This window comes from Deinococcus sp. Arct2-2, assembly GCF_004801315.1.
In the GTDB taxonomy this organism is placed as follows: Bacteria; Deinococcota; Deinococci; order Deinococcales; family Deinococcaceae; genus Deinococcus.
Window position 1 is genome coordinate 1 of sequence record NZ_SSNW01000070.1, and the last position, 16,542, is coordinate 16,542.

Below are 16,542 nucleotides of genomic sequence, written 5' to 3' on the forward strand. Positions count from 1 at the left end.
GAGCGCCAAGCTCAGGTGGCTTAACCAGACGTGCGCAAGACCGACTCAAGCCCAGCCGCGACCACCCACAGTTCCACCGGCCCCTGAAATGCACGAAGTGCTTGGTATAGAGAGTGACCAGCCTCATCGCTTGTAGCTGCGCAATCCGGGTATCGTGGCTTGCTCCGCCTCTTAGCAGCGGGGTATGGGATTGAAGGGTTATGTCAAGTTAAGTGTTTAGTAACTCATGTCACTTTATTTTTAAGTTAATTACGAATACACATGAACTGATTTAATTTCAGACAAAATTTAGAGGATCCTAGAAGACTAGCTAGCATTAGTCAGCTACAGATTTAGGCATGCTAGGACTCATGTTTCACATGACATTCACTTCACTTGACACACCCCTGTAAGCAGCCACCCTGCCCCCTTCAGAGGGGAGGGGCTTGGGCTGAGGGTGGACTCGCGCCCAGATTCACTGCGGTGGGGCAGGCTTGACCCGCCGGGATACAGCAGAGGGCCGGAGAGCGGCGCTGCTCAGGCCCACCCCAGCCTGACGCACCAGGGCCACGAAGGCCCCGATCAGGGGCGAAGGCGCTTCTCGGTGCCAGGCGGCGACCAAATCAATCTCTATCGGGGGCCCGTCCAGCACGCGGTACAGTACGCCGTCCACCGGTACCCGGCCCTGGCTGGCCGAAACGAGCGCCGCCCCCATGCCCGCCGCAACCAACCCCACCAGAGCGGCCTCCGTGGCGACTTCCTGCACCACGCGGGGAGCTGCGCCCGCCTCCCGAAAACGCTGCTGGATGGCGTCGTACACAGCGGGCTGCAGCTCCCGGTGACAGCCGATCAAGGCTTCTCGCGCCAGCGCCCCAAAGGGCACCCGACCCAGGCCGGTCAGTCGGTGTCCAGCGGGCAGGGCCAGCACCAGCGGCTCGCGCAGCACCGTCTCGGTGATCAGGGTGTGATCCCCCAGCGGCGGACACAGCAGCCCGACCTGCACGTCACGGCGAGCGAGGGCCGCTTCCACCCCGGCAGAGGTGTGCTCGTGCAGCCGGAGCTGCACCTCCGGGAACTGCGCTCCGAATTGCTGCACGGCCAGCGGCAGCACGTTGCTGAGGGTTTGCGATTTGTATCCGACGCTCAGCTCGCCGGTTTCGCCGCGTGCGGCCCGCCGGGCAGCCTCGGCGGCGGTGGCTGTGCGCTGCAAGATCTCCCGGACTTCCCTGAGGTACACCGTGCCTGCAGGCGTCAACTCGACCCGGCGCGAGGTGCGGCGCAGCAGCGGCGTTCCGATCTGCGCCTCCAGCCGCTTGATGGCGGCGCTGAGCGGCTGCTGCGCCAAGTTGAGGCGCTGGGCAGCATGACCAAAGTGCAGTTCCTCAGCCACAGCCACGAAATAACGCATCAGCCGGTGTTCCATCCTGGAGGTCTAGCACGATCATGCACGTTTAGAGTGTCGATCAGGACGGAAAGAGGTGTTGGACGTGACGGGAAGGAACGGCATACAGTGGTCAGGCGCTGGTTAACACTGCGTTTTTTGTAGCCAGGCAGGTGCTTTGGTTTTCTTGGAGTCGCTCGGCCAATCCACAGCGGAACCCTGGGGTGAGCAGGCTCCGGCAGCGTCCATCAGAGGAAACGTGGCGCGAGACTGAACCCTTTTGCGCTGAGGCGGGGCTGGCCTCTCTTCTTCACCGTCTCCCAAATCCACCCAGGAGCCCTCCATGAATCTGACTGATTACCGAACCTTGGGCCGCAGTGGCCTGATTGTCAGCCCGTTTGCCTTGGGCACCATGACCTACGGCGCGGCCCGCTGGGGCTCGCCTGACGACGCTTCAGAGGCTGTCTTTAATGCTTACGTCGACGAGGGCGGCAATTTTGTCGACAGCGCCGACACTTACGCCAAAGGCCGCAGCGAGGAGCTGCTGGGCGGCTTCATCGCCAAACGCAAGCTGCGCGACGCCGTCGTCCTGGCGACCAAGTTCACCTGGAATGCCGTCCCTGGTCAGCCCACCACCAGCGGCAATGGACGCAAGAATATTTACCGTGCGCTGGAAGGTTCACTGAAGCGGCTGGGTACCGACTACATTGATCTGTACTGGCTGCACCACTGGGACACCGTTACCCCTGTTGAAGAGGTGTTGCAGACCCTGGGAGACCTGGTTCGTGCAGGCACCATCCGCTATTTCGGATTTTCGAACGTGCCTGCCTGGTACGTGGCGCAGGCCGCGACTCTCGCCCAAGTGCACGGCGTGCCTGGCCCCGTGGCGCTTCAGCTCGAGTACTCATTGGTCGAGCGCGGCATTGAGCGTGAGCACACGGGCGCGGCGCGGCAGTTTGGGCTGGGAATCACCCCCTGGAGTCCGTTGGCGGCCGGATTCTTAGCCGGCAAGTACAGCCGGGAAGCCGGCGGCGAGGGCCGGCTCAGCGGCGCTAATCCGTTCGGTGATTCCAAATTTACGGAGGCCAATTGGACGGTGCTGGACGCGCTGAAGAAGGTGGCGACCGAATTGGGCCGCCCATCCGCTCAGGTGGCCTTGGCCTGGGCGCTGGCCCAGCCGGGCATCACCGCGCCGCTGATCGGGGCCAGGACACCAGAGCAGTTGCAGGACAACCTCGCCTCGCTGGACATCGCCTTGACGCCCCCGCATCTCCACATCCTTGACCAGGCCAGCGCACTGACACCCAGCACGCCCTCCTCCATTCTGGGGCCGGGGATCCGCAAGATGGTGTTCGGCGGCTCAACCGTGAGGGGCTGGGACGAACAGTGACCGGCTCGGGAGGAGTTCCCATGACGATGATCACTGATTCTGCCGCTGCTTTCGCCCGCCGTCTGGAGGGCAAAGTGGCCCTCATCACTGGAGCGGGCAGCGGCATCGGTCAGGCCGCCGCGCTGGCATTTGCCCACCATGGAGCCGCCGTCGTTCTGGCCGGGCGGCGTGAGGCCGAGCTCCACGCCGTGGCCGACCAGATCACCGGCACCGGGGGCCGGGCGCTGGCCCTGCCGACCGACGTGTCAGACGAGGCGGCCATCCGGGCCTTGGTGCAGCACACCGTGGATCAGTTCGGGCAGCTCGACGCCGCCTTTAACAACGCCGGGATCACGGGGCCGTTCCTGCCGATCACGCAGCTGACAGCAGCTGATTTCGATGCCGTCATGGCGACCAATTTGCGGGGGGTTTGGCTGCTGATCAAATACGAGCTGGAGGCCATGCAGCGGAAGGGCACGGGCGGCTCCATCGTCAACACCTCGTCGTTCCTCTCGCAGGCGGCCTCTGCGGGGACATCTCTGTATTCAGCCAGCAAGGCGGGTCTGGACGCCATGATCCGGGCCGTGGCGCTGGAGGTGGGCCCTGCGGGCATCCGCATCAACAACGTCAACCCCGGCGCAATCCAGACCCCCATGATGGAGGGCACTCCACCAGAGGTTCAGACTACCCTGGCACGTCACGCGGCGCTGGGACGTCTGGGGACCCCAGAGGACGTGGGGGACGTGGCAAGCTGGCTGTGCTCGGATGAGGCGCGCTTCATCACCGGCCAGAGCCTGCTGGTGGACGGGGGCTTCACCATTGCGGGCCTGCGCTGAAGCGGGGCTGGCTGGCGCCCTCAAAATAGAGTGAACCCAAAGTACCGTCAGAGGGGGTCAGTCCATGGAGCTACAGGGCATAACCGATGACGCTGAGGGGAAAACGGTGGCGGTAAGGTATCCGGTCAGTCACAGTGTACCCCTCGACCTCGCTTGAGTTGCTAGAGCTCGGTGAGGCTTGTTATAACTGACGAACGGTCAATCCACACTGCTCCATTGGATGTCATCCCACCTGAGCAGGACCATTGATCTCTGAACCGACCTGCCTCAGGCATCTCATTGTCAATACGTCAACATGCTGTCATGACCAAACGCACGAATCAAGAACAGGTCGTCAATGACTTGGGTGCCGCGGTCTTCCAGTTGAGTGGCCGGTTGGTCGAGGTGGGCAACCGCTTGGTCGAAGACCTCGGGCTCACCGAGGCGCGGTGGCAGGTACTCGGCGCCATCGCCTCATCGCCTCTGCCCTTGCCCGTGGCCCACCTCGCGCGGCACATGGGCCTGTCCCGGCAGGCGGTTCAGCGCCTCGTCGACCTGCTGGCGGATCAAGGCCTGGTCAGCTTCGTGCCCAACCCACATCACCAGCGCGCCAAATGGGTCGTGCTCACGGCCCAGGGCCAGGCGGCTGAAGCCGCCGCCCAGGAACGCTGGCGACCCTGGGCGCGCCAGCTGGAGGCAGCGCTGGGCGGGGAGCACCTGGCCACGGCGCTCGATGTGCTCAGGCGCATGGACGCGTTCTTGGCCACGGCGCTGCCCCCGACGGGTGGGGAAACCGACCCAGAGGAGGTCGACAGCTGAATTGATCTCGTGGCAAGTCCGGTCTGGATCCAGCTCGTGCATCGCAACACTCCCTGTCATTGGCGTTGACGTGTGTTGTCTCGCCGCACACCAGTTGAAGTGTGCGGCACCCACGTGCCAGGCGTGGAGCTGATGTTCCAGAGACAAGGGCTTGGCTGCCTCAAGGAGAGGCGCGCACGTCAACAAGGGCTCAGGCGGCAGGTGCGGCGCTGACCTGCTCCAGCGCCACGACCACTTCGCTTCGGTGGAGCGACCAAACGCTTCATCTCACCACTCCAGTCTTGGGCCTCTGGCCGGAGCTTGAAAAGGAAGTCATGAAACTCAACCATCTCAACCTGACCGTCAGCGATGTCCCGGCCGCGCATCACTTTCTCACCACCTACTTCGGTTTCGAGCCCGCCTTCGGCTCCACCCAAGACGCCCCCGTCGCCGTGCTGACAGACGACAACGGCTTGCTGCTCACCTTGATGAACCCCCAACAGCAGGGCGACGTGACCTATCCTGGCCTGTTCCATATCGGGTTTGTGCAGGGCAGCCGTGCGGAGGTCGATGCGGTCTACCAGCGGTTGAGTGAGGCAGGTGTTGCGGCCAAACCTGCACACGAGTTTCACGGCTCGTACACCTTTTATGTCAAGGCGCCCGGCGGCTTCCTGGTCGAGGTGCTGAGTTGGGAGGGGACGGCTCTGGCCACTTCACCCTAACGGCGCGAGATTGACCCAGCGGCGGTATGAAGTTCAGATCGCCGCATTCACAGCGGGTGGGCAGTTCAACTGGGCCTTCAGGCCAAAGGCAAACCAAAAATGATGATCGTAGGCGCTGCCATGCGAAAACTGCTGCACCTGATGTATGGGGTCGTGAAACATGGCGTTCCCTTCTCACCAGCGGGGTGGCCTCAGTGCATTGCCTGAGGCCATCCCGCTGCCAAAGCCAGTGGGTCATCGACGCTTGATTCTCAAGGCGGAATCTCTTGACGCAAGATGTCGTTTTCTTTCCGCAGGCGTTTGAGTTCCTCCTGTTCGGGTGTCAAGAGCTGACGGCCCTGACCAGGAAAGGCCAAATCCCCGTTGTGTTGGTCGGCTTTAATCCGCTTTCTCAAGGCTGAAAGTCCACTGCCAAGGTCGCGGGTGGTACCCGCGATATTTTCGGTGGACTGCGTGAGTTGAACAGCAGTAACGCTTAAATTCCGCGGTGTAGGTGTTGCGTTGGGTCACGGGGTACCTCTGCGTGAATCGGGGCTGAACTCCATGTGTGCAGAAGCGACTCACCCTCAGTTTCCCATTGCCCAAATGTTCGTTCCAGCAGGTTTGGCGTACAGTTAGGGCCGATCTAGGTCGTGATCCATCAAGGAACACCCCATGGGCGTCTCAGCACTTCATTTGCACTCAACCCGGCCCAGTGGTGTGGACGCGTTCATCAACGCAGCACACGCGGCGTCCCAGGCGCGGTCTTCGGGGTAGAGCGCGGAGCGGAGGTAAGCCCAGGTCAGCCGCTGAACCGCCGCCACCCGCTCGGGGTTCTCGTCCGTTGTCTCCGTCACGAGATAGCCGGAAATTCCGCCCAACAGGTGTTGTGCGCCAAAGAGCGTCACCAGGCACTCACTCCCCGGACTCATGCCGTAGGCGTCTGTGAACCAGTCCGGCCCGCGTGGGCTCAGTGGAGAGTCGTCCTGATCACCCGCCACCACCAGGGTTGGCGTCGTCATCTCCGCAAAGCTCAGATTCATGAACGGAAAGTGTTCGGTGGCGAACGGGCCCAGGTCTGCTCCTCCCTGGCCAGTCGCAGAAAGCAGCACACCAGCCTTGATTCGCGGGTCGGACATGTCCTCGCCCACGCTGCCGTCAGGGGCAATCACCCTCGCGCCCAGCAGCATTCCGGTCGTCTGAGCGCCGTACGAATGCCCAACAGCAGCAATGCGGGTTCGGTCGAGACGGCCCTCGAGCCCCGGAACAGACGCTTCGATAAGGTCAAGGTGGTCGAGGACACGCTTCATGTCTTCGACCCGGAACCGCCAGATTGAGGGGGTTCGGGGATCCTCTGGGCTCAGGCCCAACGTTCTGGAATCGAGGAAAGTGGGCTGCAAGACGACGAAGCCGTGCGCCGCCCAAAAGTCCACGAGCGGAGCATAGCCGTCCAGGGAAGAACCGAAGCCGTGCGCGAAGACAAGGATAGGCAGGTGCTGCCCGGTCGCGGGAGCCGAGACCCGCACCTGCACGTCCCCACCCCGGCCTGGGGCGGGGAGGATCAGTGAGCGGAGTGAAATCACAGGAGTGGGCGGACTGACAGGTGCATCTGGAGTAACAGTGGTGAGTTGAGTCATAGACATCTCCTTGATTACCAGGGGGTCGGGCCAGTGGTGCTTGAGAACGTGCCGGTCGGGCCGTCCATGTTGAGAAGCGCGAGGCGCACGGCTTCACGGGCACCCTCTTCAATGGTGCCGGTGCCCTGGTTGTTGTTGAGGTCTGTCCGGGTGAAGCCCGGGTCTGCAGCGTTGACCTTGATGCGGGTCGACTCCAGTTCAATGGCCAGCGAGAGCGTGACCGCATTCAGGGCCGTCTTCGACGCGCTGTACACGACACCGAACATGGAGCGATGCGGGTTGGCCGGATCCGCGTGCCGTGTCAGCGAGCCAGCGCCGCTCGATACGTTGACGATGCGTCCAGCGGGCGCTTCGAGAAGCAGTGGAAGCAGCGCCTGCGTCACGGCGAGGACACCGAAGACGTTCGTCTCGAACACCGCGCGCACCTCGTCCAGGGACGCCACGCTCGCGCGACTCGAGGTCATGACTTCCTCAAGCCGTGTGCCTGCCTGACCCGCGTGCGAGATGGCGGCGTTGTTCACCAGAACGTCGAGACGCCCGAATTCATGCTGGAGGCGCTCTGCGGCCGCGGCGATTGAGGCCTGATCGGTCACGTCCAGCTGGAGGGCGTGAGCGTTCGGGCCGATGCTTTTCGCGGCTGTCTCCCCACGTTCGAGATTGCGCGACCCGACGAGGACGGTGAGGCCGTGTGCCGCGAGATCTTTGGCGATTTGAAGACCGATGCCCTTATTGGCTCCGGTGACCAGAGCGACGGGGTTGTCGTGCATGTCTTTCTCCTTTTTGCAGCAATGCGCCGTCACAGCGACTCGCCTGTGATAGCTTCAGTGAAGCGGAACACTGCTCCGATACGATACGGCACAGCGTTCCGCTTGTCAAATAGAGGCATGGAGGTGATCTTGCAGTGACAGACGCAGCAGGAACAGACTCAAATGAGCGAGCAACACAGGGGGCCTCGACCAAGCGGGCCGATGCCCGGCGGAACCAACAGACGGTGTTGGATGTAGCCGCCGCCCTGTTTGTCAGTTCCGGGGTGGAGGTGCCGGTTCGGGAGATCGCGGCGAAGGCCGGCGTCGGAACGGGCACGATCTACCGGCACTTTCCGACCCGGGCAGAGCTGATCGTCGCGGTCTATCGACACCAGATTGAGGCCTGCGCCGAGGCCGGTCCGGCGCTCCTCGCCAGCAGCAGCAGTCCTTACGAGGCGCTGGGACAGTGGATCAACCTCTTCGTCGATTTCCTGACCACCAAGCACGGCCTCGCTGCGGCGATGCAGTCAGACAAGGCCAGTTTTGACACTTTGCACGCCTATTTCCTGGACCGCCTAGTTCCCGTGTGTACTGGGCTGCTTGACGCTGCCGCTGAATCTGGCGAGATCCACACAGACATTGAGGCTTACGAATTGATGCGCGGCGTGGGCAACCTCTGCATCGGCGCGGGCGACTCCCACTATGACCCCCGTCGCTTGGTCGCGTTGCTCGTTGCCGGACTAGGCCAACCGTAAGCACCGCCCTAATCTTGCTAGGCACCTCTCCGCCATTCGCAAGCTGGTGCGCGAAGCCGCCGACAATGGCCAATTAGAAATCTTCGAAGCGGAAAGCATTGCCCGAGTCAAAGGCATTAAGAAACAAGGACAGCGCACCGGAGCGTGGCTGAGCCGGGTTCCGGCGCAGGAGTTGCTCCTCGCCCCGGATGTCTCCACCCTGCGCGACCGGGCGCTCTTGGCCGTCTTGCTGGGCTGTGGTCTGCGGCGCTCGGAACTCGTCAACCTGACCTTCCAGCATGTGCAGCAGCGGCCTTCCCGCTGGGTGGGTTGGATCTGAGCGGTAAACATGGGTGAACTCGCACGGTACCGATGCCGGGCTGGTGCAAGGCCGCTCTGGACGCCTGGATCACGGCAGCCGGGTTGAGCACGGGGCACCTCTTCCGCCCCACCGCGCCACGGGGATCAAAAGTCTTGGCCCGCGCTTGCCTCTCCCATGAAGCCGTGGCCCTGATCGTGCGCAAGTACGGCACGCAGGTGGGCCGCTCGGATCTGACACCCGAAGGCGTATATCTCGCTCCACATGATCTGCGCCGGACGTTCGCCAAGCTCGCACACAAAGGCGGCGCGCCGATCGACCAGATTCAGCTCTCCCTTGGACACGCCAGCATTCAAACCACGGAGGTCTATCTGGGCGTCGATCAGAACCTCGAAAGTGCCCCCTGCGACGTGCTAGGCCTGTCCTTAAAAGGCAGTTGACTCAGGACGCCTTCTGGCGCTTCAACTCACGAACGGACGTTCAAGAGCTGTTATGGATGCTGTGATTGATGTCTCTGACTCCATCTGATGGGGTGGACGTGTTGACGTGCAGCCGTCACAGTCCAAAGAGATGCGTGCACGGCGTCCATGGATAAGGTGCTGGAGACGCTGGTGGCCCTGGGACACGCCCGGCAGGTGAGCGCGGAGGCGTGAGTGGCGGCCAGACTCAATTTAGGGGGGCCGCGGTAAGGTGAAGCCGAAGGTCGCTCCCTCACCCAAGCTTCCCTGTGCGAAGACCGTGCCGCCGTGCCGGGTGATGATCCGGCGCACATTGGCCAAGCCCACTCCGGTGCCCTCAAACTCTTCTTGACGGTGCAGGCGCTGAAACACGCCGAAGAGCTTGTCCGCATACCGGGGGTCAAAACCCACCCCGTTGTCCCGCACAAACACGGCCCATTCGTGTGGACGCTCTTCCGACCAGATCTCAATCTGGGCTTCCGGGCGGGTGCGGCTGTATATCAGGGCGTTTGACAGCAGATTGACCATGACTTGCCGCAGGGTAATGTGGTCAGCCACCAGCAGCGGCAGAGGCTGCACCGTCCACACCACCCGCTGATCAGGCGTTTCCGGTTCCAGCTCCGACCGCGCCGCCATGACTAGGTTCTCCAGATCCACCAGCCGGAGAAGCAGCGGTTGACGGGACGTGCGTGACAGGTCAAGCATGGCGTCGATCAGGGTGTTCATCTGCGTGGCTGCCGTGTCCACAATGCCCAAGTAGCGGGTGATCTGGGCATCCAGCTGCACGTGTGGGTCAAGCTTTTTGCGGAGCAGCTCGTTGAAGCTCTTGATGTGCCGCACGGGGGTGCGCAGGTCATGCGAGACGCTATAGGCAAACGCTTCCAGCTCTTCGTTGGCGGCGGCCAATTGGGCATTGCTGCGTTCCACTTCCTGCGCATGCAAGGCCACCTGCGCCACGCCCTCCGCCCGTTCAATGGCGAGGTTCAAGCTGCGCCCTACGGCGATGAACAGGGCATGTTCCCGGCTCGTCCAAGCCCGGCTGGTCAGCGTGCCGATCACCAGCATGGCAAACGGCTGACCCGCTCTGAAGTACGGATAGAAGGCCACGGCCCCGTAGGCCTCGGTGTGGGCGACGCCCTCACCCACCGCATCCCAGCTCTCTGTGAAGACCGGGGCAGCGGTTTGAACAGCGGCCAGAAAACTGGGTACGTCTTGGGGGTACCCCTTCCGGGTGGCGGCGGCGGTCAAGGGGTCGATATTGTCGGAGACCAGCTGGGCTTTCCACAGCTCCTCTTTCAGCTCGTAGTACACCACGCTCAGCTCGGGGATCGCGGCCTGCAAGACCTCCTGCGCCCGCTGGGCCAGAACAGGCAGATTCGTTTCGGTGCCGACCGCCTCGGTGAGCGCCACGAACGCGTTTAGGGCGCTGCGGCCTTCCAGTTGCCGGGCCTGCTCGGCTCGGTCAAGGGCCCCGCCCAGGCTGCGCCACAGCGCGGTGATCACCACCCGGTGCTGAGACGTCCAGCGGGGTTCGTCATGCAACCCCGCCACCAACATCCCGACGGGTTGCCCTTGACGAAAGTAAGGCGCAAACGCGCCCGCACTGAACGACTCCGTGTACGGAATCCGTTGCACTTCACCGTCCCAGTCGTCAATGAAGACGGGCACCTCTGTGTGAACGGCGTGGAGATAGGCGGGGGTGTCCAACGGCAGCCCCGCGACCAACAGACGTTTGAGGTCATCGGGCACCTGATCTAACCAGGCGGGCACCCACCGCTCCCCCTCCAGCACGTAATACGACAGGGCGAGGTCGGGGAAGCTGGCCCGCAGCACCTCTCTGGCCCGCTGGGTCAGGGTCTCGAGGTCGGTGTTCAGGCCCACGGCTTCAGTCAGGGCCACGAAGGCGCTCAGGGCTTCGGCTTGTTGCTGCAGCCGCGCGCTCAAGGTCAGGCGGTCGAGCGCCAAGGCGGACTGGGCCGCAAGAATGCGCAGGAAGCGGCGTTCCTCAGGGGTAAAATCATGCGGTTCGCTGAACACCAGCATAATGACGCCGAGAGGCTGATCGATCAGCAGGACAGGCACCACCGCCGTGGCCACCACAGTCACGCCGATGGGCGGGGTCGTGAGCTGGGGGTAGGCGGCCAGGAGCGCCTCTTGGTGCTCGAAGTAGAGCGCGGTCCGCTGCTCGAGGCAATCTTGAATGGGCGAGAAGGCCTCGAACGTGCCGTCTTGCCAGAGGGTCTGTTCGCCTTCGGCATAGCCCTGCGTGGCGGCCACCTGCAGCCCGTTGCCGTTCTGCTGAAGCAGCACCACTCCCGCAATCGCGCTTAAGGCCTCGAGCGCCGGGTTCAGCACGATCTGGAAGACGGCGGCGGGGGTGGGGGCGGCGGCCAATGCTTCCGTCACGCTCTGGAGGCGTTCGCTGAGCGAGTCGCCTGGGCCGGGACGGGCGGGATCAGACATAGGGCACCATAGCGTGACGCTCGGGCTGTCCCACCGTTCATGAGGTGAAGGTTATGCGCTGGAGAGGCAGCATGGACAGACCCCTATGAGCTGGGCACAGCGATCAAGATGGAAACGATGAGAGATCAATGACGCGCTGCCTCCATATTTTTGTGATTGATGACAATATCGCTGACCTCCTCTTGGTCGAAGAAGTATTTGCCAGCTTCAGCAACCAAGTGACCGTCATGACGTACCAGAGCGGTCGAGACGCCCTGAAGGCCATGCAATCTCCGGAGGCGGTTTGCCCAGATGTCATCTTGCTGGACATCAACATGCCGCACATGAATGGCTTTGACGTGCTGAAAGTGTTGAAGGCGGATGAACGGTTGAAACTTATTCCAGTGGTGATGCTGACAACCTCGGTCGCGCCGCAAGATGTGAAGCAGGCGTACTCGCTGTTTGCCAGTTCATATGTGGTGAAGGCGGCGGATTTCGCCAGCTTCATCCAGCAGGTCGAAAGCTTTCTGGAGTTCTGGAAAGTCAACCGCCTAATGAATTGGCCAACGCCCATTTCCTTCTGAAATGACCTAGCTTTTCTTCTCAGCCGCGGGTCATTACCCTGATCAATAGGCTGGACAAGAAGCCCATCTCCCGCTCCAACTCAGGCCGCTCCCAACGTCTGCCCGTGGCCCACTCTGGATCGATGCACTCGGCACCGCTTGAGTCAGCGCCTGCACCTCAGCGGTGCCCTCGTCTCGTTCCCGGCTGACCCGGGCGTAGCCGATCAGCAGAGGGTGGCCTTGCGGCGAGGTAGTGTCATTGCTGAAGCCCAATCTCAACGCGCTTTGGTCGCTTTGTGGGCATACATGCGGCGGTCAGCCAAGCGCAGCCAGGCTCCCCCATCCGCCGCTTCTGCAGGAAAGCCCGCCGAGCCCACACTGATCCGTAGGGTGCTGCCATCCAGGGCCTGGAGTGTTTCCAACAGCCGCGTCTCAAACAGTGCGGCCGCTGAACCCAGGTCAGGAATCAGCACCGCAAACTCATCTCCACCCAGCCGGTACGCGTGGCCTCTCCCCTGAGCCAGTTCGTTCAGACACGCGCCCACTTGGGCCAACAGCACGTCCCCGGCCGCATGGCCCCGCGTATCATTCACCTGTTTGAACTCATTCAGATCAAGCACGAACAGCCTCGTCGCCTGTACCGCTTGGACGGCATGCCTCACATGGACATCGAACGCTCGGCGGTTGCCCAGACCCGTGAGGCTGTCGAGGTAAGCCAAGCGCTGCAGTTCCACCTGCGCGGTATGGGCCAGCGTGAAATCTTCTTGAACCCCGACGAAGTAGCGCAGCACCCCGGCGACATGCAGGGGGCGGATGCGGACTTTGTACCACAGCGGACTGCCGTCCTTGCGGTAATTGAGAATGACCCGCTCCACCGGCTGAGCCTGATTCAGGGCCTCGCGTAGAGCGGCCACATCCGCCGGATCGGTCTCTGGGCCTTGCAAGAAGCTGCAGGGCCGGCCCCGCACCTCCTCGGCGGTGTACCCCGTCTCCTCCTCAAACGTGGCATTCACGTACAGGATGCGCCGATCCGGATCGGTGACGATTAAGCCGATGCTGGCGGTGTTCAGCACCTGCCAGACCAGCTCATCCGGGATATCGACCGGCAGCACCGCGCTCATTGTGGAGTCCAATGACCGGCGGCCTGTGGCGCTACACCGGTCAGCTGAGGCACCGGGCGGCCCAAGTAGTACCCCTGCGCCAGATCGGTGCCCAACTCCATGACCAGCTGCAGTTCCTGTGCCGTTTCGATGCCTTCGGCCACCACACGGATGCCCAGGTCATGGGCATAGTGAACGAGCGCCTCGACCAACGCGACGCGCGGGTCACTCCCATGCAGTCCCGAGATCAGGGCCCGGTCGAGTTTGACAATGTCGGGCTTCAGTTCAGTCAAATACATCAAACTGGTGTGCCCCGCCCCCAAATCGTCCAAGGCCACTTGTGCCCCTTCCGCTCGGTAACTCTCCAAAATGCGTTTGAGGAGGCCCAGGTCTGGAAACGCCTCACTCTCGGTGACCTCGAACAGCAGGCGGGAGAGATCGGCGCCCACTTCCCGGCAAGCGTCGTAGGTCGTTTGCAGACAGACGTCTGGGTTATAGATCACGCCCGGCGCAAAATTGATGAACAGCAGTTGATCTGGCCCGAGTTTCGGGTAGCCTTGCACAATCGCGTTGCGCCGAGCGAGGGCGTCGAAGGCACGCGCTTGTCCGTGGGCTGCCGCCGCGTCCAACAGGGCACCGGCGCCGAAAAAATGGCCGTCCCACTGGGCCCGCACCAGGGCTTCGTAGCCGTAGACTTGCCCAGTGCCGAGCTGGACGATCGGTTGAAAGTGAAACAGCAGGTGCTCGCTGGCCTCGTGAAACCAGGGACTCTCCAGGCGCCGCACCCAGTGCTCGAAGGGCGCTAGGCTCCACGGATCCAACCGCTCGCCGTCCCAAGGCGCAACCAGCAAGTGAGGACGTTCGTTCGTCAAAAACGCGGCCAACACGAGGGGCAGCTTGTCGAAGTCGGAAGCAGAAATAAGCAGGGCACTTTGTTCAGCCTGGAGAGGAATGTCATGGGCCGTGAGCAGCAAGGTGAGTTTGCGCTGGACATGACTGGAAGACGCATGCACAATCAAGCCTTTCAAACGATCGGCAGCAGCAGGCTCAACGGTGTGACAGTCGCACGGTCGATTGCGGTCAGCCGTGCCTGGAGACGAATGATGAGTGGGCAGCCGGGAAGACATAGAGAGGAGTAGATTAAAATCCTTGTCTCAGAATTGTTTCACGCGGCTGTTCTTGTCAAACAGTGAACGTGCAATGAAGAAAAGCGAAGAAAGGACAATGACTCCAATCGGCGAAAGAATTACATTCAGAGATTTTAGTAATAATGCATGCAATTCAATGACAGTCGCAGTTCATCTCTCTGGGTTCCACTGGTGCCGGGTTTCCCTTGTGCCTGTACGCCAAATGCAATTCATCGAAGCTAGTGAAGTGTCTTTTCGTGCTGTGGACTGAGGAAATCACTGCGAAGAGGGGTTGACCGTCTGCAGGTTGCAGGCCTTCGAGTTTCAGGGCGTCGATGGTCGCGAGGTTTGGAGGGTGGGTGTGGTGAGAGGTCAGGGTTTCATCTTTGGGCATGAAGCCCCTCTCCCGTCGGCTCGAGCGCAGGCTCAGGCGGGCACTCAGTATCTCTTAGGGGACCGGGGGCCGAACGGAGGCTGGGGAGAATGCGGGCTGCATCGCTTTGAACATCGAGGCAGGACAACACGTTTGATCCGTCTCGCCTTTCACACGTTGATGCATCTCCTCCGACACGGTTCTCACTTGAAGTTGGTCAGCCCTGTTCTCAAAAATGAGGGTTTTTTAAAGTCGCTGTCCTTGTACGCGAGATTCCAAGAACCGTAAGGTAAAGAACGTAACCAACGAAAGCCACGTCTCTGGTCTCGACCAGATCAATCGCTGAGCACTCTGGAATAGGGGTTCTCTTCTCGCTTGCCTCACGCTCTTGAAAGGACATCGCAGGTGCAGTCTTCTTTTTGGACAATCGAAAGCAACGAAAGATGCGTAAGGAGGTTTTCAGACTTGGCTTGAACCGCAGACTGAACTTCTGCCTACTGTGGCACCTAAGCTGCGGTGGACTCCCGGACACGTAAGCAGCCGCTGCCTACAGCCGGTCGTAGTCACTGCAAGATCAATTGCAGCAGACGCCAGGTCTGAAGTGGCGACACCTTCTGTACCAAGCATGGGCACGCCGGAAGACTGAGACCAACACCCCAGCTCCGTGCGGCACCTGAGTTGAGCTGGATTTCGATCCGTTGTGCCAGAGCGGCCCTCCACCCCTGTCCCTCCGCGTCCAACAGCCCCTTGTCCCCGTAATGTCCCTTCCCGCCCACCCCGCAGGAGTCCCCGTGCCCAAAGTTCAGCTCGTGCTTACTCTGCTGTTTCCTCTTGTTGTCGCGGCCTGCGCTGAGACGCCACTCACACCTCCAACCCCTCCGCACAGCCAACAGGCGCCCTGGCTCACGCCGCAGGCTCAAACCAGCATTCGCAATGCCGACCCGAGCGTCATCCGGGTGGGCAGCACGTACTACTCGGTGGAGTCGGACGGCACCAACATCTACTCCCGGGCGGCCACCAGCCTGAACGGCCTGGGAAGCTCCGGCCGCACCCTGATCTGGTCGAGTCCGAAAAACATGCCGAACCTGTGGGCACCTGAACTGGTGCGCGATCCTGGAACCGGGCGGTACTACATCTACTTCGCCTCCGGCAATGGGGGCAGCGGCCAGCGCACCTATGTCACCGAGTCAGGCAGTCCGGGCAGCGGATATAACACCCCGGTGCTGATGAACCTGCCTGACGGAAAGTGGGCCATTGACGGCATCTCGTTTTTCTTTAACAACCAGCGTTACTTTGTGTGGTCGGGCTGGGCGGGAGACACGAACGTGGAGCAAAACCTGTACATTGCCGCGATGTCCAGCCCCACCACCACGACAGGCGGGCGCTCCATCATCTCGCAGCCGCGTGAAGGGTGGGAGCGGGTGATCGGCAACCCGTATATCAACGAGGGCCCCCAGCCCATCAAGGATCCGAATGGGCAACTGCACCTCGTCTACTCGGCCAACGGAAGCTGGAGCGATCAGTACTGTCTGGCCGACCTGCGCCTGCGTTCGGGGGGCAACCCGGCCAATGTCTGGGACTGGTACAAGTCCAACGGTTGCCTGTTCGGCTCCAACCGCAACACACTGATGTCCGGTTGGGATCCCACCTTGAATGTCAACGGTCCCGGGCACCATAGCTTTGTGCTGCTGAACGGCGACATCGGCACCAGCCCGCCCTCGGGCTCGAACTTCCCCATGATGTACCACGCGGTGCCCAAGGGCACGACGTACTCGTGGGGCAACCGCATCTGGTACAGCGGCTCCTTTACGTGGTGGGGTAACACCACCTACTCGCGTAGTTGCTGTAACGGCCCCAACACGGAGACCGGCTGGAGCCTCAAGTTCTTCGAGTGAGCTGAACCGGTTCTGGCAACTTTGTGTGTTGAGCCAAGCCGTGGGAAGCTTGGTTCGTCACTCCCACTCGAGCCGACAAGCCTGCTGGCAACTTTGGTCATCCAA

At 61.9% G+C, this 16,542-nt stretch carries 16 protein-coding genes and 1 pseudogene; 9 read left to right on the plus strand and 8 right to left on the minus strand.

What is annotated here, in order from left to right; genetic code table 11:
• Positions 1-454 precede the first annotated feature (454 nt).
• Positions 455-1,402 carry a LysR family transcriptional regulator gene (locus E7T06_RS20775; protein WP_136367670.1) on the minus strand — a complete coding sequence of 316 codons (948 nt, stop codon included), beginning with the start codon at positions 1,400-1,402 and terminating at the stop codon, positions 455-457.
• 301 nt (positions 1,403-1,703) lie between these two features.
• Here E7T06_RS20775 and E7T06_RS20780 point away from each other — a divergent pair, with 301 nt between their 5' ends.
• From E7T06_RS20780 to E7T06_RS20795, 4 genes are all read left to right on the plus strand, one after another.
• Complete coding sequence (locus E7T06_RS20780) at positions 1,704-2,750, plus strand: aldo/keto reductase (protein WP_136367671.1); 1,047 nt, start codon at positions 1,704-1,706, stop codon at positions 2,748-2,750.
• 20 nt (positions 2,751-2,770) lie between these two features.
• The gene (locus E7T06_RS20785; protein WP_136367672.1) at positions 2,771-3,565 is read left to right on the plus strand and encodes an SDR family NAD(P)-dependent oxidoreductase; all 795 of its coding nucleotides are present in this window, start codon (positions 2,771-2,773) and stop codon (positions 3,563-3,565) included.
• 303 nt (positions 3,566-3,868) lie between these two features.
• Positions 3,869-4,363, plus strand: coding sequence for a helix-turn-helix domain-containing protein (locus E7T06_RS20790; RefSeq protein WP_136367673.1), 495 nt, complete (start codon positions 3,869-3,871; stop codon positions 4,361-4,363).
• A 314-nt stretch (positions 4,364-4,677) separates the two neighbouring features.
• Positions 4,678-5,064 carry a VOC family protein gene (locus E7T06_RS20795; protein WP_136367674.1) on the plus strand — a complete coding sequence of 129 codons (387 nt, stop codon included), beginning with the start codon at positions 4,678-4,680 and terminating at the stop codon, positions 5,062-5,064.
• 33 nt (positions 5,065-5,097) lie between these two features.
• Here the strand turns inward: E7T06_RS20795 and E7T06_RS22165 are convergent, their stop codons facing one another.
• The 4 genes and pseudogenes from E7T06_RS22165 to E7T06_RS20805 all read right to left on the minus strand — a co-directional run bounded on the left by E7T06_RS22165 (position 5,098) and on the right by E7T06_RS20805 (position 7,447).
• Positions 5,098-5,226 carry a hypothetical protein gene (locus tag E7T06_RS22165; RefSeq protein ID WP_276605596.1) on the minus strand — a complete coding sequence of 43 codons (129 nt, stop codon included), beginning with the start codon at positions 5,224-5,226 and terminating at the stop codon, positions 5,098-5,100.
• Positions 5,227-5,327: 101 nt separating this feature from the next.
• Positions 5,328-5,574, minus strand: a pseudogene (locus E7T06_RS22010) (transposase); the annotation flags it as partial.
• A 161-nt stretch (positions 5,575-5,735) separates the two neighbouring features.
• Positions 5,736-6,680 carry an alpha/beta fold hydrolase gene (locus tag E7T06_RS20800; RefSeq protein ID WP_136367675.1) on the minus strand — a complete coding sequence of 315 codons (945 nt, stop codon included), beginning with the start codon at positions 6,678-6,680 and terminating at the stop codon, positions 5,736-5,738.
• A 14-nt stretch (positions 6,681-6,694) separates the two neighbouring features.
• A complete protein-coding gene (locus E7T06_RS20805; RefSeq protein WP_136367676.1) occupies positions 6,695-7,447 on the minus strand; it encodes an SDR family NAD(P)-dependent oxidoreductase in 753 nt (250 codons plus the stop codon).
• Between the two features lie 224 nt (positions 7,448-7,671).
• On the opposite strand from E7T06_RS20805, the gene E7T06_RS20810 reads away from it, so the two are divergent.
• The 3 genes from E7T06_RS20810 to E7T06_RS20820 are packed head-to-tail and all read left to right on the plus strand — an operon-like array spanning position 7,672 to position 8,919.
• Positions 7,672-8,181, plus strand: a complete 510-nt coding sequence (locus E7T06_RS20810) for a TetR/AcrR family transcriptional regulator (RefSeq protein ID WP_240741212.1) — start codon at positions 7,672-7,674, stop codon at positions 8,179-8,181.
• Between the two features lie 46 nt (positions 8,182-8,227).
• Positions 8,228-8,500, plus strand: a complete 273-nt coding sequence (locus tag E7T06_RS20815) for a hypothetical protein (RefSeq protein ID WP_168733698.1) — start codon at positions 8,228-8,230, stop codon at positions 8,498-8,500.
• Between the two features lie 32 nt (positions 8,501-8,532).
• Complete coding sequence (locus E7T06_RS20820) at positions 8,533-8,919, plus strand: tyrosine-type recombinase/integrase (RefSeq protein WP_136367679.1); 387 nt, start codon at positions 8,533-8,535, stop codon at positions 8,917-8,919.
• 231 nt (positions 8,920-9,150) lie between these two features.
• On the opposite strand, the gene E7T06_RS20825 is transcribed toward E7T06_RS20820, so the two are convergent.
• Positions 9,151-11,400: an ATP-binding protein gene (locus tag E7T06_RS20825; protein WP_136367680.1), complete on the minus strand. Its 2,250-nt coding sequence runs from the start codon at positions 11,398-11,400 to the stop codon at positions 9,151-9,153.
• A 128-nt stretch (positions 11,401-11,528) separates the two neighbouring features.
• Here E7T06_RS20825 and E7T06_RS20830 point away from each other — a divergent pair, with 128 nt between their 5' ends.
• Positions 11,529-11,963, plus strand: a complete 435-nt coding sequence (locus tag E7T06_RS20830) for a response regulator (protein WP_136367681.1) — start codon at positions 11,529-11,531, stop codon at positions 11,961-11,963.
• 254 nt (positions 11,964-12,217) lie between these two features.
• Here the strand turns inward: E7T06_RS20830 and E7T06_RS20835 are convergent, their stop codons facing one another.
• Together E7T06_RS20835 and E7T06_RS20840 are read right to left on the minus strand one after the other, a co-directional pair.
• Positions 12,218-13,063 carry a GGDEF domain-containing protein gene (locus E7T06_RS20835; protein ID WP_136367682.1) on the minus strand — a complete coding sequence of 282 codons (846 nt, stop codon included), beginning with the start codon at positions 13,061-13,063 and terminating at the stop codon, positions 12,218-12,220.
• Entirely contained in the window at positions 13,060-14,055 is a 996-nt protein-coding gene (locus E7T06_RS20840) for an EAL domain-containing protein (RefSeq protein ID WP_240741209.1), read from the minus strand. Before E7T06_RS20840 ends, E7T06_RS20835 begins: the two co-directional genes overlap by 4 nt.
• A 1,278-nt stretch (positions 14,056-15,333) precedes the next feature.
• On the opposite strand from E7T06_RS20840, the gene E7T06_RS20850 reads away from it, so the two are divergent.
• Positions 15,334-16,437 (plus strand): glycoside hydrolase family 43 protein, encoded by a 1,104-nt coding sequence (locus tag E7T06_RS20850; RefSeq protein WP_240741210.1) that lies wholly within the window; start codon positions 15,334-15,336, stop codon positions 16,435-16,437.
• The last annotated feature ends 105 nt before the right edge of the window (positions 16,438-16,542 follow it).

Excerpts from the sequence above, each read along its gene's own strand:
- E7T06_RS20775 (WP_136367670.1), bottom strand. The coding sequence starts at position 1,402 with ATGGAACACCGGCTGATGCGTTATTTCGTGGCTGTGGCTGAGGAACTG.
- E7T06_RS20780 (WP_136367671.1), top strand. The coding sequence starts at position 1,704 with ATGAATCTGACTGATTACCGAACCTTGGGCCGCAGTGGCCTGATTGTC.
- E7T06_RS20785 (WP_136367672.1), top strand. The coding sequence starts at position 2,771 with ATGACGATGATCACTGATTCTGCCGCTGCTTTCGCCCGCCGTCTGGAG.
- E7T06_RS20790 (WP_136367673.1), top strand. The coding sequence starts at position 3,869 with ATGACCAAACGCACGAATCAAGAACAGGTCGTCAATGACTTGGGTGCC.
- E7T06_RS20795 (WP_136367674.1), top strand. The coding sequence starts at position 4,678 with ATGAAACTCAACCATCTCAACCTGACCGTCAGCGATGTCCCGGCCGCG.
- E7T06_RS22165 (WP_276605596.1), bottom strand. The coding sequence starts at position 5,226 with ATGTTTCACGACCCCATACATCAGGTGCAGCAGTTTTCGCATGGCAGC.
- E7T06_RS20800 (WP_136367675.1), bottom strand. The coding sequence starts at position 6,680 with ATGACTCAACTCACCACTGTTACTCCAGATGCACCTGTCAGTCCGCCC.
- E7T06_RS20805 (WP_136367676.1), bottom strand. The coding sequence starts at position 7,447 with ATGCACGACAACCCCGTCGCTCTGGTCACCGGAGCCAATAAGGGCATC.
- E7T06_RS20820 (WP_136367679.1), top strand. The coding sequence starts at position 8,533 with ATGCCGGGCTGGTGCAAGGCCGCTCTGGACGCCTGGATCACGGCAGCC.
- E7T06_RS20825 (WP_136367680.1), bottom strand. The coding sequence starts at position 11,400 with ATGTCTGATCCCGCCCGTCCCGGCCCAGGCGACTCGCTCAGCGAACGC.
- E7T06_RS20830 (WP_136367681.1), top strand. The coding sequence starts at position 11,529 with ATGACGCGCTGCCTCCATATTTTTGTGATTGATGACAATATCGCTGAC.
- E7T06_RS20835 (WP_136367682.1), bottom strand. The coding sequence starts at position 13,063 with ATGAGCGCGGTGCTGCCGGTCGATATCCCGGATGAGCTGGTCTGGCAG.